13 protein-coding genes, 2 tRNA genes and 1 pseudogene are annotated in these 15,626 nt (G+C 70.8%); 9 read left to right on the top strand and 7 right to left on the bottom strand.

The window, feature by feature from the left end; all coding sequences use genetic code 11:
- Positions 1-65: 65 nt before the first annotated feature.
- A pseudogene (locus BLQ34_RS07125) lies at positions 66-1,250 on the top strand (APC family permease); the annotation flags it as partial.
- Positions 1,251-1,325: 75 nt separating this feature from the next.
- On the opposite strand, the gene BLQ34_RS07120 reads toward BLQ34_RS07125, so the two are convergent.
- The gene (locus tag BLQ34_RS07120; RefSeq protein WP_091783398.1) at positions 1,326-1,904 is read right to left on the bottom strand and encodes a type 1 glutamine amidotransferase domain-containing protein; all 579 of its coding nucleotides are present in this window, start codon (positions 1,902-1,904) and stop codon (positions 1,326-1,328) included.
- Between the two features lie 122 nt (positions 1,905-2,026).
- Between BLQ34_RS07120 and BLQ34_RS07115 the strand changes: the two genes are divergently transcribed.
- The 5 genes from BLQ34_RS07115 to BLQ34_RS07095 all read left to right on the top strand — a co-directional run bounded on the left by BLQ34_RS07115 (position 2,027) and on the right by BLQ34_RS07095 (position 6,711).
- Positions 2,027-2,704: a YdeI/OmpD-associated family protein gene (locus tag BLQ34_RS07115; RefSeq protein ID WP_091789469.1), complete on the top strand. Its 678-nt coding sequence runs from the start codon at positions 2,027-2,029 to the stop codon at positions 2,702-2,704.
- 10 nt (positions 2,705-2,714) lie between these two features.
- Positions 2,715-3,941: a deoxyguanosinetriphosphate triphosphohydrolase gene (locus tag BLQ34_RS07110; protein WP_091783395.1), complete on the top strand. Its 1,227-nt coding sequence runs from the start codon at positions 2,715-2,717 to the stop codon at positions 3,939-3,941.
- Positions 3,942-4,011: 70 nt separating this feature from the next.
- Positions 4,012-5,946: a DNA primase gene (gene dnaG, locus BLQ34_RS07105; RefSeq protein ID WP_091783392.1), complete on the top strand. Its 1,935-nt coding sequence runs from the start codon at positions 4,012-4,014 to the stop codon at positions 5,944-5,946.
- The gene (locus tag BLQ34_RS07100) at positions 5,946-6,461 is read left to right on the top strand and encodes a hypothetical protein (RefSeq protein WP_091783389.1); all 516 of its coding nucleotides are present in this window, start codon (positions 5,946-5,948) and stop codon (positions 6,459-6,461) included. Before dnaG ends, BLQ34_RS07100 begins: the two co-directional genes overlap by 1 nt.
- Positions 6,462-6,635: 174 nt before the next feature.
- Positions 6,636-6,711: transfer RNA gene (locus BLQ34_RS07095), tRNA-Asn, on the top strand.
- A 60-nt stretch (positions 6,712-6,771) separates the two neighbouring features.
- Here the strand turns inward: BLQ34_RS07095 and BLQ34_RS07090 are convergent.
- The 4 genes from BLQ34_RS07090 to BLQ34_RS07075 all read right to left on the bottom strand — a co-directional run bounded on the left by BLQ34_RS07090 (position 6,772) and on the right by BLQ34_RS07075 (position 10,084).
- Positions 6,772-7,650, bottom strand: a complete 879-nt coding sequence (locus BLQ34_RS07090) for an amino acid ABC transporter permease (protein WP_091783387.1) — start codon at positions 7,648-7,650, stop codon at positions 6,772-6,774.
- A complete protein-coding gene (locus BLQ34_RS07085; RefSeq protein WP_091783385.1) occupies positions 7,647-8,309 on the bottom strand; it encodes an amino acid ABC transporter permease in 663 nt (220 codons plus the stop codon). Before BLQ34_RS07085 ends, BLQ34_RS07090 begins: the two co-directional genes overlap by 4 nt.
- A 99-nt stretch (positions 8,310-8,408) precedes the next feature.
- A complete protein-coding gene (locus BLQ34_RS07080) occupies positions 8,409-9,254 on the bottom strand; it encodes a glutamate ABC transporter substrate-binding protein (RefSeq protein WP_091783382.1) in 846 nt (281 codons plus the stop codon).
- An 89-nt stretch (positions 9,255-9,343) separates the two neighbouring features.
- Positions 9,344-10,084 (bottom strand): amino acid ABC transporter ATP-binding protein, encoded by a 741-nt coding sequence (locus BLQ34_RS07075; protein ID WP_091783380.1) that lies wholly within the window; start codon positions 10,082-10,084, stop codon positions 9,344-9,346.
- Between the two features lie 174 nt (positions 10,085-10,258).
- Between BLQ34_RS07075 and BLQ34_RS07070 the strand changes: the two genes are divergently transcribed.
- A complete protein-coding gene (locus BLQ34_RS07070) occupies positions 10,259-10,636 on the top strand; it encodes a hypothetical protein (protein ID WP_157692930.1) in 378 nt (125 codons plus the stop codon).
- Between the two features lie 163 nt (positions 10,637-10,799).
- Here the strand turns inward: BLQ34_RS07070 and BLQ34_RS19410 are convergent, their stop codons facing one another.
- Positions 10,800-13,748 (bottom strand): helix-turn-helix transcriptional regulator, encoded by a 2,949-nt coding sequence (locus BLQ34_RS19410; protein WP_091783378.1) that lies wholly within the window; start codon positions 13,746-13,748, stop codon positions 10,800-10,802.
- A 182-nt stretch (positions 13,749-13,930) separates the two neighbouring features.
- A tRNA-Ile gene (locus tag BLQ34_RS07060) sits at positions 13,931-14,007 on the bottom strand.
- Between the two features lie 349 nt (positions 14,008-14,356).
- On the opposite strand from BLQ34_RS07060, the gene BLQ34_RS07055 reads away from it, so the two are divergent.
- Positions 14,357-14,872: a DUF3145 domain-containing protein gene (locus tag BLQ34_RS07055; protein WP_091783375.1), complete on the top strand. Its 516-nt coding sequence runs from the start codon at positions 14,357-14,359 to the stop codon at positions 14,870-14,872.
- A 95-nt stretch (positions 14,873-14,967) separates the two neighbouring features.
- Complete coding sequence (locus tag BLQ34_RS07050) at positions 14,968-15,597, top strand: hypothetical protein (protein ID WP_091783372.1); 630 nt, start codon at positions 14,968-14,970, stop codon at positions 15,595-15,597.
- Positions 15,598-15,626 lie beyond the last annotated feature (29 nt).

Below are 15,626 nucleotides of genomic sequence, written 5' to 3'. Positions count from 1 at the left end.
CCTAGGTGAGCGGTGCACGATTGGCTCAATCAGAGAGTGGCAAAGTGGATCTTCTGGGCGGGCCAATGCAGCGCCATGCTGGGACCATGACCACACCGACTGCACGCACCGGCCTGAGCATCCCGCAGGGCACCGCGCTCTCCATCGGCGCCGTGCTCGGCACCGGGGTGATCACCCTGCCCGCCATCGCCGCGGGGATCGCCGGCCCGGCCTCGCTCGTCGCCTGGGCGGCGCTGGTCGTCCTGAGCATCCCGCTCGCCTCGACGTTCGCCGCGATGGGGGCGCGGTTCCCGGACACCGGTGGCGTGTCGACCTATGTGCGCCGCGCCTTCGGGCCACGGGCCTCGGCTGCGGTCGGCTGGTGCTTCTTCTTCGCCGTCCCGGTCGGCGCCCCGCCCGCGTCGCTGATGGCCGGGCACTACGTGGCCGACGCGCTGGGTGGCGGCCGCCCCGTGGCGGTCACGGTCGCCGCCAGCCTCGTCGTCGGCGTGGCGCTGATGAACGCCGCCGGGCTGCGGCTCTCGGGACGGGTCCAGCTGGTCCTGACTGCGGTGCTCGCGACCCTGATGGTGGTCACCATCGTCGCCGCGCTGCCGCACGCCTCGTGGGCCAACCTGCGACCGTTCGCCCCGCACGGCTGGGGGGCCGTGGGCTCGGCGGCGGCGCTGCTCGTCTGGGGCTTCGCGGGGTGGGAGGCGGTGGCCTCGCTCGCGGGCGACTACCGCCGACCGGCCCGCGACGTCCCCCGCGCGACCGCGATCGCCCTGGTCGTCGTGGGCGCCCTCTACCTCGCGTTGGCAGCGACCAGTCTCACGGTCCTCGGGCCGGCCACCGGTTCGAGCGAGGCGCCCCTGTCGGACCTGCTGGCCGCCGGGACCGGTGGCGAGGTCCGAGTCGTCACCGCGGTGGTGGCGGTGCTGCTCACCGTCGGGGCGATGAACGCCTACTTCGCTGGTGGCTCGCGGCTCGGTGCGGCGCTGGCCCGCGACGGTGCCCTGCCGATCGGGCTCGCCGCGGGCTCGGGACCCGGTGAGGTGCCGCGCCGCAGCCTCGCCCTGATCGCCACCCAGTCCGTGCTCTGGCTGGTCGCCTCCGAGGTGCTGCACCTCGGGCTCACGCCGCTGATGCTGCTGGCGACGGGCTGCTTCACCCTCGTGTACGTGCTCGGCACCGCGGCGGCCGTGCGCCTGCTCGAGCGCGGCACCCGCGCCTGGTGGACCGCCGTCGTCGCACTGAGCTCGGTGCTGGGGCTGCTCGTCATGAACGGCTGGCACGTGCTCTGGGCGCTCGGCGTCGCCGGTGCCGCGGTGGTCTACCAGTGGTGGTCAGGTCGTCGAGGCCGTCTGGCTCGCCGCCCCGTGCGTCAGCGCCTCGAGGAGCGCGCTGTTGAACGCCGGGAGGTCGTCGGGGTTGCGGCTGGTGATGAGGTTGCCGTCCTGGACGACCTGCTCGTCGACCCACTCGGCCCCGGCGTTGCGCAGGTCGGTCTGCAGGCTCGGCCAGCTCGTGACGGTGCGGCCCTGCAGCACGTCGGCCTCGACCAGCGTCCACGGGGCGTGGCAGATGGCCGCGACCGGCTTGCCGCTGGCCACGAAGTCGCGGACGAAGGCGACTGCGTCGGCGTCGGTGCGCAGTGCGTCGGGGTTGGCCACCCCACCGGGCAGGACCAGGGCGTCGAAGTCGTCGACGGAGGCCGCTGACACGGTCTGGTCGACCCTGCGGGTCTCGGCCTTGTCGAGGTGGTCGAAGGTCTGCACCTCCCCGTCCTCGGGCGACAGCAGCACGGCGCGCGCGCCGGCGTCGGTGACGGCCTGCCAGGGCTCGGTGAGCTCGACCCGCTCGATGCCCTCCTTGGCGACGAGGAAGGCGACGGTCTTGTCGGTCTTGGCTGAGTTCGTGGTCATGCTCTACCCCCTGCCCAGCCGTGGACCCGCCCAAACACCGCGGCCGGGTCAGGGCACGGGTCACCGGTGGCGGTGGGCTCAGGGGGCAGCGCACCGTCGGTGGCTCGTGGCAGGCTGCCGCCATGGGTGCCACGAGGAAGAAGCAGATCGGCACGCCCGGCGGGACCGCCGAGCGGCCCGCGACCTTCTTCTCCGGGCCCGAGGAGTTCGCGGCGTGGCTGGCTGCCAACCACGACACGGCGACCGAGCTCTGGATGGGCCTCAACAAGAAGCACGTCCCCGAGCGTGGCCTCACCTGGGAGGAGGCCGTGATCGAGGCGCTCTGCTGGGGTTGGATCGACTCGGTCGCCCAGCGGATCGACGACGACACGAGACGACAGCGCTGGACCCCGCGCAAGAAGTCCAGCAACTGGAGCGCGATCAACATCGCCGCGGTCGAGCGGCTCAAGACCGAGGGCCGGATGCAGCCGTCCGGGCTGGCCGCCTACGAGCTGCGCCGCGAGGACAGGTCCGCGGTCTACTCCTACGAGGGCGACGGCATCGAGCTGTCGGCAGACCAGGCCGCTCGGCTGGCCGCAGATCCCGCGGCCAGCGCGTTCTGGGAGATCGCCACCAAGACCTACAAGCGGCTCGCCACGCACTGGGTGGTGACCGCCAAGCAGGAGGTCACCCGTGAGCGGCGGATGGCCCAGCTGATCGAGGACAGCGCGGCGGGACGGCTGATCCCGAGCCAGCGCTACGGCGACCAGCCCAAGTGGGTCGAGCGGGCCGCCGAGGCAGCGCGGGCCGCCCGGCCGTAGGCTCCGGGTCGTGGCGTACAGCTCGGTCGACCGTGAGCGCTGGGTGCGGGAGGACCCCGCCACGAAGCGCGCCGACCGCGACGACTTCGCCCGCGACCGGGCCCGGCTGGTGCACTCCGCGTCGCTGCGCCGCCTCTCGGCCAAGACCCAGGTGGTGCAGCCCGGCGACGACGACTTCGTCCGCAACCGGCTGACCCACAGCCTCGAGGTCGCCCAGATCGGCCGCGAGTTCGGGCAGGCCCTGGGCTGCAGCGCTGACGTCGTCGACTCGGCCTGTCTCGCGCACGACCTCGGCCACCCGCCGTTCGGCCACAACGGCGAGCGGGCTCTCGACGAGGTCGCCCGCGACATCGGCGGTTTCGAGGGCAACGCCCAGACCCTGCGGCTGCTGACGAGGCTCGAGCCCAAGCGGGTGCACCCCGACGGACGTCCCGCCGGGCTCAACCTCACCAGGGCCACCCTCGACGCCGCGACCAAGTACCCGTGGAGCCGGGGGGAGTCCGGCGCCGGCGCGAAGTTCGGGGTCTATGACGACGACCTGCCGGTCTACGAGTGGTTCCGGGCCGGACGGGCCGATGGCCAGCGGTGCATCGAGGCCGACGTCATGGACTGGTCGGACGACGTCGCCTACTCCGTCCACGACGTCGAGGACGCCATCGCCTCCGGGCGGCTCGACGTCCGCCGGCTGCGAGACCGCACCGACGTCGACTCGGTGCTGGCCGTGGCGACCGGCCTCTACGCCGCCGACCTCGGCGTCGACGCGCTCGGGGCCGCGCTGGAACGTGTGCTGGCCGACGTGGCCGTGCCCACCGCATACGACGGGTCGCGGGCCGATCGCGCGATGCTCAAGGACCTGACCTCGCGACTGATCGGGCGCTTCGTGCACACCGTCGAGGTGGCCACCCGCGAGCGGCACGGTGGTGGGCCGCTGACCCGCTATGCCGCCGACCTCGTGGTCCCGGACGACACCCGCGCCGAGTGCGCCGTGCTCAAGGCGGTGGCCGCGCACTTCGTGATGCACGCCCAGGAACGCGTCGACGTGCTCAGCCGACAGCGCGAGGTCGTCGCCGACCTGGTCGCCGCCTACCGCGACGACCCGGTCGGACGGCTCGACCCCGACCTCCTCGGTGACTGGAAGTCCGCCAGCGACGACGCAGCCGCCCTGCGGGTCGTGGTCGACCAGGTCGCCTCCCTCACCGACGTGCGCGCCGAGCACCTCCACCGCACCTGGTCCTGAGCAGGCTGTGCAGGTCGCCCACGCGGCTCCCGGAGCACCACCTAGACTCAGCCGCGACAAGGAGGGCCAGTTGGCGGGTCGGATCAAGGCCGAGGACGTCGCGCTCGTCAAGGAGCGTTCGTCCATCGAGGACGTCGTGCGCGAGCACGTCACCCTGCGCCCGGCCGGACCGGGCTCGATGAAGGGGCTGTGCCCGTTCCACGACGAGAAGACCCCCTCGTTCAACATCCGCCCCGTCGTCGGGGCCTGGCACTGCTTCGGCTGCGGTGAGGGCGGCGACGTCATCTCGTTCGTCCAGAAGGTCGAGCACCTCACCTTCACCGAGGCGATCGAGCGGCTCGCCCAGAAGCTCGGTCTGGAGCTGCACTACGAGGAGGGTGGTCGACCCCGCGACGGCGAGACCCTCGGGCGGCGCTCGCGGCTGGTCGAGGCGCACCGCGTGGCGCAGGAGTTCTACCACCACGCGCTGCTCAACGCGCCGGAGGCGAGGGCCGGCCGCGACTTCCTGCGCGAGCGCGGCTTCGACAGCGAGGCGGCCAAGCGCTTCGGTGTCGGGTTCGCCCCGCGCGGTGGCGAGGAGCTGTCGCGACACCTGCGGGCCAAGGGCTTCACCGACGAGGAAGTCACCCTCGGCGGGCTGTCCGGGCGGGGGAGCCGGGGACTCTACGACCGGTTCCGAGGCCGGCTGGTCTGGCCGATCCGCGACATCACCGGTGACACGGTCGGCTTCGGGGCGCGCCGGCTCTACGACGACGACCGGATCGCGGCCAAGTACCTCAACACCTCCGAGACCCCCATCTACAAGAAGTCGACGGTCCTCTACGGGCTGGACGCCGCGAAGAAGTCGATTGCGGCGGAGCGCAAGGCGGTCATCGTCGAGGGCTACACCGACGTGATGGCCTGCCACCTGGCCGGCATCGAGGGTGCGGTCGCCACCTGCGGCACGTCGTTCGGGGTGGACCACATCAAGGTGCTGCGCCGGATCATGCGCGACGAGGCCGACCTGGCGCCGGCCCGCGTGGTGTTCACCTTCGACGGCGACGCGGCGGGTCAGAAGGCCGCGATGCGGGCGTTCGGCGAGGACCAGCGGTGGGCCTCCCAGTCGTTCGTGGCGGTGGCCGAGGGTGGCATGGACCCGTGTGACCTGCGGATCGCCCAGGGCGACGACGCAGTGCGGCACCTCATCGACGACGCGGTGCCGATGTTCGAGTTCGCGGTGCGCACGACGATCAACCGGTTCGACATGTCGACCGCGGAGGGCCGGGTGCAGGCGATGCGCGCCGCTGCCCCCATCGTCAACTCGATCCGGGACAGCTCGATGCGGCCCGAGTACATCCGCACCGTGTCGGGGTGGATCGGCGTCGAGGTGGAGCAGGTGCAGGCCGAGGTGTCCCGCGCCCAGCGGATGGCGGCGCGCGACGCCAAGGAGGCCCAGGACACTCCCGCCCTCCGTGACGCCGACTCGGTGCCCGAGCCCTCGGTCGAGGAAGCGCGGGCGGCGCTGCCGACCCCCGACCTGCGCGACCCGATCGTCTTCGCCGAGCGCCAGCTGCTCCAGACCCTGCTGCAGTACCCCGACAGCTTCTCCCCGGACGACGTCGACAAGGTGTCGTCCGACGCGTTCACCGCCCCCGCGCACCGGGCCGTCTTCGACGGTGTCAGGGGGGCCGGCGGGCCGCAGCGTGGGCTGTCGGTGCAGGCCTGGGCCGACCGCGTCACCCAGGCCGCACCCCTGGCGGTGCACGGACTCGTGGCCGAGCTCGCGGTCGCGTCGCTGCCCACCCGCATGGACCGCGCGACCGGCCTGCCCGAACGGCGCTACATCGATGCGCTGCTGATGCGCGTCCAGGAGGTCTCGTTGACCCGCAAGATCGCCGACGCGATGTCGGCGATGCGCCGCATGGCGACCGACCCGCATACCGACCCTGCGCAGGCGCGCACGCTCAGCGGTGAGCTGCAAGAGCTCCAGCGCGAGCTCGCGACGTTGCGCGACCAGGCGTCCTGATGGCGCTCTCGTTGCGCCGCGGCGACCGCCTGCCGGCGCCGGTGCGGACCGCGGTCGAGCTCGGCTCGGGGGAGCGGGTGCTCAGCTGGGGCCGCGAGGAGGCCAGCGGCACCACCGTGGTGGCCACCAACCACGCCCTGTATGCCGTCGATGCGGCGGGGGCGCGGACGGTGCACCGCCCGTGGCACGAGGTCGACGGCGGCACCTGGTCGGCCGAGCTCACCCAGCTGACCGTGACCTGGGTCGACGGGTCGCGCCCCTCACAGTGGGTCCTCGGGGCGTCGAGCCTGGTGCCCGAGACCCTGCGCGAGCGGGTGCAGGCGAGCGTGGTGCTGGCCCAGCGCGTCGACCTCGGACCCCGGCGGTCGGCCAAGGTGGCGATCCGGCAGGACCTGGCCGGCGGCGGCCTCGTGGAGCAGGTGGTGCTGGGCCGTGGCGCCCGGGCCGACGACCCTGAGCTGGTCGCCCGCACCGGGGCAGCCGCGGCCTACCTGCGCGAGCAGGTCGGGCTCTGACCCTCTGACCCTCTGACCCCGGCGACCTGTCGAGGGGGTGGCAAACCGTCGCGTCGGCCGTGCCGGGGAGCGGTTTGCCACCACCTCGTCGCCCACGGGTAGCCGTTTTCAGAACTCCGCACATCCTTTGCTATGGTTGCGCAGCGCCGAACGCGGGGGACCGCCGACGGACTTTCCCCTGTAGCTCAATTGGCAGAGCAGCCGACTGTTAATCGGCAGGTTGTTGGTTCGAGTCCAACCGGGGGAGCCACCCCACCAACGAGGCCCCAGACCATCAGGTCCGGGGCCTTCGTCGTTGCCTGCCGAGCCCTCAGGTCGACGTCGCTGAGCCGGTGGCTGCGGGGACGGCGGTCGCCTCGCGCACCGTGGCGCGGCCGCGCTGGGACAGGCGACGCTGGACGAGTCCCGCGAGCTTGCTCAAGGAGTAGTTGATCAGGATGAAGAGGACGCCGCAGACGATGTAGGCGGGCACCGTGTTGGAGAACGCCGAGCCCAACGTCTTCGACCAGGTCAACAGCTCCTGATAGAGGACCTGGTAGCCGAGCGCCGAGTCCTTGAGGACGACGACGAACTGCCCGATCAGGGCGGGCAGCATCGCGGTCAGGGCCTGCGGCAGCTGGATGCTGCGCAACGTCTGCGACGGCGTGAGACCGATCGACAACCCCGCCTCGGACTGGCCCTTGGGCAGGGCGAAGATGCCGGAGCGGACCAGCTCGGCGATGACCGAGCCGTTGTAGAGCGTCAAGCCGGTGACGACCGCCGCAAGCGGTGCCGTCTCCGCGGAGAACAGGTCGCTGCGGGTGTAGATGCCGAAGTAGGCGAAGATCATCATCAGCAGGACCGGCACCGCCCGGAAGAACTCGACGACCACGCCGCAGAGCCACCGCAGCGGGGCGAGCTGCGAGAGCCGACCCAGGCCGAGCAGGATGCCGAAGACCCCGGCGAAGACGATCGAGATCGCTGCTGCCTTGAGCGTCGCCCACAGACCCTTCACGAGGTAGTCGCGCCACACCGAGCGGTCGGTGATGAACGGCTTCCACAGCGCGGGGTCGAGCTGGCCCGCGCTCTGCATCTTGCGCAGCACGACGACGACGATCACCACCAGGAGGAGCGCCCCGAGGACGGCGAGCAGTGCGTGCCGCCGTCGGGCCCGGGGGCCGGGGGCGTCGAAGAGGACGGCGGCGCTCATCGCTTCACCGCCAGGCGGCGCGAGAGGGTGGTGAACCCGATGCCGAGCGGCAGGGTGAGGATGACGAAGCCCAGCGCGAAGATCGCGAAGATGCTGAACGACCCACCCTCGGCCTCGATCACCTTCTGCATCAGGCTGGCGGCCTCGGCCGACACGATGACGGCGGCCACCGTGGTGTTCTTGATCAGCGCGATGAGGACCGAGCCGAGCGGCGCGATCGAGCCGCGGAAGGCCTGCGGCAGGATCACCTCGCGCATCGTCTGACCGAAGGTCAGGCCGAGCGACCGGGCCGCCTCGGCCTGCCCCACCGGAACCGTGTTGACGCCGGACCGCAGGGCCTCGGTGACGAACGCTCCGTGGTAGACCGCGATCACGACGCCGGCCCACCGCAGCGCGTTCTGGGTGATGTCCTGGTCGAGCGACAGCCCCAGGATGTAGGTGAGCCCGAGCACGCTCCCGACCATCAGCAGCGTGAGCGGGGTGTTGCGGAAGATGTTGACGTAGGACGTGCCGAGGAAGCGCAGCATCGCCACGGGGGAGACCCGCATGACGGCGCCGATCGTGCCGAGCACGAGGGCGCCGAGGGCGCCGAAGAACGACAACTTGATCGTCATCCAGAACGCCCCGAGGACGTCGTAGTTGCTCAGGATGTCACCCACAGAGGGACCCTTCCGTAGCGGTGCACACAGCCGACAAGCACTTCGGTATGCCGCCCGCTCGCGGAGGCGGGCGGCATACCGAAGGCGGTGGTCACGGGATCAGGAGCAGGCGTCCTGCTTGGGCGGGTTCTTGCTCTTGTCGACCTGGAACCCGGCCGGGCCGAGGTTCTTGTCGATCGCCTTCTGCCACTCACCGGACGAGATCATCTTGGCGAGTGCGGTGTTGATCTTGTCGCAGGTGGCGGTGTCGCCCTTCTTGATGCCGATCCCGTAGCGCTCCTCGGAGAAGGTCTTGCCGACCACCTTGAGCTTGCCCTTGTACTGGTCCTGCGAGGCGTAGCCGGCGAGGATCGTGTTGTCCGTCGTCAGCGCGTCCACGCCCTTGGAGACCAAGGCGGCGACGCACTCGGAGTAGGTGCCGAACTCCTGCAGCTGGACGCCGGGCACCTCCTTCTTGACGTTCTCGGCGGAGGTCGAGCCGGTCACCGAGCAGAGCTTCTTGCCGGTCAGCGAGTCGGGACCGGTGATCGACGAGTCGTCGGCCCGGATGAGCAGGTCCTGGCCGGCGATGAAGTACGGCCCGGCGAAGGAGACGGTGGCCTTGCGCTTGTCGTTGATCGAGTAGGTCGCGACGACCATGTCGACCTGACCGGTGGAGATGAGCGTCTCGCGTTGCGCGGACGGCGCCTGCACCCACTGGATGTCGCCGGCCTTGTGACCGAGCTCGTTGGCCACGTAGGTCGCGACGTCGACGTCGAGCCCGGTGTAGTCGTTGCCCTTCTTCAGGCCCATGCCGGGCTGGTCGAACTTGATGCCGACCTTGAACTTGCTCCCCCCGCCGCCACCGCCTCCGGTGCCGCCGTCCTTGGCGCTGTCGCCGCAGGCGGCCAGGCCGAGCGCGAGGACCGATGCGGCGGTCAGCGCGCCAATCTGACGAATCTTCATGCTGTTTCCTCCTGGGATGTTCTCCGCTGCGCTGGTGCGCCCCGGTCTTCAGTGCAGTGCTGTCTGGATGTCTTTGCTGTCAGGCAGGTTCAGTGGGTGAGGATCTTGCCGAGGAAGTCCTTGGCCCGATCAGACTTGGGGGCCGTGAAGAAGCCCTCGGGGTCGTTCTCCTCGACGATCTGGCCGTCGGCCATGAAGACCACACGGTTGGCGGCCTTGCGCGCGAACCCCATCTCGTGGGTGACCACGACCATGGTCATGCCCTCCTTCGCGAGCGAGACCATGACGTCGAGGACCTCGGTGATCATCTCGGGGTCGAGCGCCGAGGTCGGCTCGTCGAAGAGCATCACCTTGGGGTCCATCGCGAGCGACCGGGCGATGGCGACGCGCTGCTGTTGGCCGCCGGAGAGCTGGGCCGGGAACTTCTGCGCCTGGTGTGCGACGCCCACCCGCTCGAGGAGCTCCATGGCCCGCTTCTCGGCCTGCGCCTTGGGGATCTTGCGGGCCTTGATCGGGCCGAGCGTGACGTTGTCGAGGATCGTCTTGTGCGCGAACAGGTTGAAGGACTGGAACACCATGCCGACGTCGGCCCGGAGCTTCGCCAGCTCCTTGCCCTCCTCGGGGAGGGGCGCGCCGTCGATGGTGATGGAACCGGTCTCGAACGTCTCGAGCCGGTTGATGGTGCGGCACAACGTCGACTTGCCGGACCCCGAGGGCCCGATGACGACGACGACCTCACCCTTGTCGATGGACAGGTTGATGTCCTGGAGGACGTGCAGCTCGCCGAAGTGCTTGTTGACGCCCTTGAGGACAACCAGTGGCTCCGTCATGTCCGGCAACCTACCGGTTTGCGGCGATCCGCTGCGATGACCGTCGCCAGTTGTCACCCAAAGGCAACCGAGTCAGGTGTCCGGGCAGCGCCCCGACGACACTCCTTCTGGCCCGGTTCGGCCTCGTATGTCGGGATGAGGCGACTGCCATCCCGCGGTGCCACGCTGGCCGACATGACACAGCCCGTGGTGCGGCTGACGCGGCGGGCCGAGCGCCAACGCGTCGAGTCGTTGGTGGAGGCGCAGGCGGACGCGCGGGCCGCACTCGCGGTCGCCGCTGCCTGCGTCGCTGTCGAGGCGTTCCTCGTGCTGGTGCCCGTCGGGACCGAGCTCTCCCTTCCGGTCGGCGTCGACCTGCTCTGGCTGCTGATCGGCGTGGTCACGGTGCTGGCCCTCCCGCTCGCTGCAGCACTGGCCGCCTTCACCAGCGTGCGCGCCGTCCTCGTGCACGGCTCTGACCTGCCGCACGGCACCGCGCGGCTGCACGCGGCGACGGTGGTGCTGGCCGTCGCCTTCTTCGCCTGGCGCGCGGCGGGGCTGTTCGCGGGCTGACCCGCCGACCAGCGCGACGTGGGCGGGGGTCCGACCACGGCCGCGGCACGTCATCCCCGTTCGCCCGGGCGAGGCATCCTCCACCGCGTCACGCTGCACCTCCTCGGCCCCCACGGCGACCAGTGGGCCGGCCAGAGGGTTCGAGAGATCGCGGGCTGACGGGTCAGAGTCCCGGTGCGCTTCCGCGTCGCGCCAGCTCGGCCAGCTCGATGCGGTTCGCGGTGCCGGTCTTTCGGAGCACGTTGGACACGTGGGTGCTGACCGTCTTGTCGCTGATGAACAGCTGCGCGGCGATCTGCGAGTAGGTCTGCCCGGTCAGCAGGCCGACGAGGACCTCTTCCTCTCGTGGGGTCAGTGGCGGATTGGCTGGCAAAGCCAGAGTGCGGCCAGGGGACGGCGCCGCGTCGGGTCGAGTCGACGGAAGCACGATGTGCGCCTGTGCAGCCAGGCTGTTGATTCCGTCGGTGAGGGGTCCGGCCCCGATGTCGACGGCGATGTCTCGTGCGGTGACGAGTGCCGCGCTCGCCCGTGCCCTGTCCTGCCCTTGGGTGAGCAGGTGATGCGCCAGACGGTAGAGGGCTCGTGCGTGCTCGTAACGGAGGCCGGCCGCCAGGGTCGCGGCGCAGGCGGCCTCCCAGAGATCAGCCAGCTCGGCTCCGGCGCCAAGACAATGTGCCCGCTGGGCTGCATGCAGCGCGCCGTAGGCTGGGTGGACCGCGTCCAGAGGACCAACGGGGGCGAAGGGCGGGGGCTCGAGACCTCGAGCGGCCTCGATGAGGGCGAGCAGGCGGAGCGCCTCGTCCCGCTCGGGCACGTCCCCGTGGTCGACGAGCTCGGCGGCGGCCTGGGACGCGTACATGAGCCACTCGTCGGCGGTTGGTGGGTAGACGTGGAGCGCTGCGGTGACGTGCTTCCTGATGGTCTTGAGGGCCGTCCGGTGATCCCCGAGAGCGAGACTGACCCGGATCTGGGTGTCGACCAAGGGCTCACCGACCGGTGACGGATGGGGACGGAGCTCTCTGGCACGTCGCAGGTGCAGGAGGGCGGAGGCAGGCCTGCCCTCGTGGGCGCACAGCAACGCCGCGACGCATCGCGCGCCCATGGCACTGTGGTCGCTGCGCGCGAGGGTCAGCAGCTCGCGGACCATCCGCCGGGCCTGGGGCCAGCGACCGAGTCCGAAGTCCCACAGCGCCGCCCCCCAGCCGACGTCTGCGGCGAAGTCGAACTCGCCGGCGTCGCGCAGGGTCTGGTACGAGCTCCCGGCGATCGCGCTCGCCTCGGCGAAACGTCCCGCCGACTCCAGGCTGTTGCCGACGAACACCGTGGCCCAGCTGTAGAGCCGTGTGTCGCCGTGCGCCAAAGCCAGAGCGAACGCGCGCTCGGCGTCCGCAACCGCTTCGCCGGTCCCCGAGCGGGTCAGGGCCCGCGCGCCGAGGGACCAGATGAGGGCCGGGGGTGTGTCGACCAGCTCCGCGAGCCGTACTGCCGTCTCGGCATGGTCGCCTGCTCCCTCTAGGCCATTCCACATCTCGGCCCAGGCAAGTTGCGCGAAGCCGAGTGCCCGCTCCTCGGAGTCGGACAGGTCCTTGGTGAGCGCGAGCACTTCGAGGGGGTCGTCCGTGGTTGTCGGCGTCGAGCCGTCTCCGGCCCAGTCGCGCAGTGTGTGCAGGTGCAGCAGGATGCGGGCCGCCAGCAGCTTCGAGTCACTGGTCGAGCGGTCAACCCGAGCCAGTGCACACTCGAGGTGGCTCACAGCGGCTGGCCCGTCCCCGGCGCTTTCCGCCGCGCGCCCCGCGCGCATCAGCAGTGCGACGTCGTCGACCGTTGCCGCCATGGCGTGGGACAGCTGGTCCACCAGGTGTGCCGCAGTGGACAGATGGTGGGACTCCTCGTCCTTGGCCCGGATGGTCCCGGCCTCATCGGCGGCACGTAAGGACCAGGCGAATGCCTCGTCGCTGGCTCCGGCCTGCACGTAGTGCAGGGCCAGGAAGTTGGCCCGGTCTCGCTCGTCCACGTCGACCGCGCCGTGCCACTGGGCGGCCAGCTCGGCGTGCAGGTCGACCCTCTCCTGGTGACGCATGCTCCCCGCGATGGTCTCCGCCAGCAGTGGGTGCCGGAACCAGATCGCGCCGGTCTCGGTCTCGACGGTGATCCCCTGCGCTGCCGTTTCGGCCAAGGCGGTCGACGTGCCGTCCGGGGCAATTCCGTGGAGGGCCGCGAGGTCCCGCAGCACCGGGTAGGCCACTGGTGCGCCAGCCACCGCGAGCAGCTGCGTCACCCGTCGACCGGGTGCGGAGAGACGGTGCCACGAGGCCGACAGAGCATCGACCAGCCGTCGTCCGCCCGGCTGCTCTCGCTCGTCCGACGACCCGGCCTCGGCGATGAGGAGATCGGCCAGATAAGGGTTTCCGCCCGATCGGCGCAGCACCTCCTCAGCCAGGCCGGGAGCGGTTCCGGCAGCACCCCTGGCCAGTACCAGCTCCTCGACGGTCCACGCGTCCATGCGCCCCAACGCCGCCTGCGACACCGATGGCATCCGAAGCGCGTCGGCCAGCCAGCCGTGGAGACGGTGGCCCTCACCGAGGTCGGTGTCCCGATAAGTCGCGAGGATGGCCAGCCGTTGGCCAGGGACGAAGCCCGCGACGAGGTACGAGAGCACGTCCAGGGAGCTGGGGTCGGACCATTGGAGATCGTCGACCACCAGGACCGTCGGCCCGTCGTCCTGGATGCGGCCCACGGCCGCCCCGATCTGGAGCAGCGCGAGCCCACCTGACCGGTCGGTCAGGGCTGGGACGAGGTCGTCCAGGTCCCGGTGGGGAGCAAGACGGTCGAGGCTGTCGCTGTTCGCTGTTCGTAGCCATTGATTGAAGGCCTGCGTGAAGGGGACATAGCTGGTGACGTCGGCGCCGAAGCGGAGGCAACGCCCGAACAAGACGTGACAACCAGTCTGACCTCCCACTGCAGCCGCCTCGCGGACCAGGCTCGTCTTGCCGATGCCCGCCTCACCGTGCAGCAAGAACATGCCGGGCTCGCCGGCGGCGGCGCGCTGGACGACGGCACGCAGGGCCGCTCGCTGGGGCTCGCGACCGACCAGGACTGGCTGGGCACCCATCCCCAGATCATCCGCCTATGGCGGACGGCCGTCGATGCCTTTCGGACAGTCGCGTCCGCAACCGGGCGGCACGACGAACTGCGTCTCCCACATGAGGAGAGCGTCAAGGATCGGCCGAAGTAGGCGTCAACCATCAGCCGAAGCCGAAACGTCAGGCCTCAGGCGAAGTCATACGCTGCGACTGGTGGGGCAGGTCGGGCTTGAACCGACGACCGACGGATTATGAGTCCGCTGCTCTGACCGACTGAGCTACTGCCCCGGCACCAGCTCGGCTGGCACCGGCTGGGCGCGGCGAGCCTACCGCCCGGCCCGACGCAGCACTGACAGGTCCGGCACGGCAAGTGGAACCGGTGCGTACCGGGCCGCAACGGTGGGAGTCCACCCCCCGAAGGAGCCCACTCAGACGATCCGTCTCGTCCCCGTCGCTGCCGGACTCGACGCGGCACCCCGCCGTGTGGGGGTGAGGTTCCTGATAGTGCTGGTGCGGATGTGGTCCGTGGTGCACAATGGGACGCGCACAGCCAACTGAACACCGCGGCACACACGCCGAGCCCAGCAGTGACGAGGTTCGTGGGGAAGACGTCCCTCGCACACCAAGGAGGCCCGGAATGTCTGTCGCGATGCCGCGTGTCATGACCCGCGGGGTGGTTTTCATCCATTCCACCCCCAAGGCGCTGTGCCCGCACATCACCTGGGCCCTCGAGTCCGCTCTCGACGGCCGGCTGGCCATCGACTGGACCCCACAGCCGGCCGGTGCCGCACTCGTCCGCGCGGAGTTCCCGTGGGCAGGAGTGCAGGGCACCGGCGCCAAGCTCGCGTCGACGCTGCGCGGGTGGGACAACCTGCGCTACGAGGTGACCGAGGAGCCCAGCGCGGGCGCCGACGGCTCGCGCTGGTCGCACACCCCTGCCCTGGGGATCCACCACACCTGGACCTCCGCCTCCGGCGACGCCGTGGTCAACGAGGACCGGCTCCGCGAGGTGCTGCGGCTGTCGCAGGGTTCGCCCGAGGCGATGGCGGAGATGGTGGAGGAGCTGCTCGGCACCGACTGGGATGCCGAGCTGGAACCCTTTCGGTATGCCGGCGACGGGGCTCCCGTGCGCTGGCTCCACAAGGTCGGCTGACGAGCTCTTCGCAGTCGCCTGACCTGCACGGTTCGGGGGTTCGGCCGGGTCTTGGGTAGCCTTGCGGGCTGTCCGATCGACTCTGGAGGAAATCTGTGACCCGCCCCAAGCTCATCGTGGGGGTGCTGGCCGCAGCCTGTGTGGGGACGCTGCTCTGGTACGCCTGGCTCATCGTGAGCGCTGACCTGCCCCGTGGCGCCCGCATCGCGTCGTGGTCGCTGTGGCTCGTCGCGACAACCGCCGCCCTGACCCTGTACGCCTACCTGCGCGAGTTCCTGGGGCACCGTGCGGCGGTCGGCCGCGAAGCATCCTGGAAGCCCCTGCCCGGTCTGGTGCTGCTCTGGCTCGCAGGGGCGACGGCCATGCTGTCGATCGGCTTCGTCCTGCCCGACAAGGCCGCCGGGCCCGGCGCCACGAGCACCGAGACCGCGAGCACGTCCCTCACGTCGCAGACGGTCGACAGTGAGTCCGAGAGCGCTGCCGCCACGGCACGCGCCAGCACGCCGGCCTCTCGCTCGTCGGTGTCCCGCACCAGCGCGCCGACTCCGGTCACGACGACCTCGCCGAGCGCGGCCACCCCGACCGCGGACCGGTCCACCAGCACGTCGTCAGCGCCGTCGAGCAGCACCAAGCGCACGGGCAAGCCCACCACCCCGCCCGGCAAGCCGACTCCGAGCACGACCACCACCCCGCTGATCGGCATCACCCTGCCCGCCCCGGGCTGACCCGCTGCCGACCGTCGGCAGACGATGGG

Origin of the sequence: Pedococcus dokdonensis (genome assembly GCF_900104525.1) — a bacterium.
Lineage (GTDB): Bacteria > Actinomycetota > Actinomycetes > Actinomycetales > Dermatophilaceae > Pedococcus > Pedococcus dokdonensis.
The sequence above is the reverse complement of the archived record's forward strand: the minus strand, read 5'-3'. Positions and strand labels throughout refer to the sequence as shown.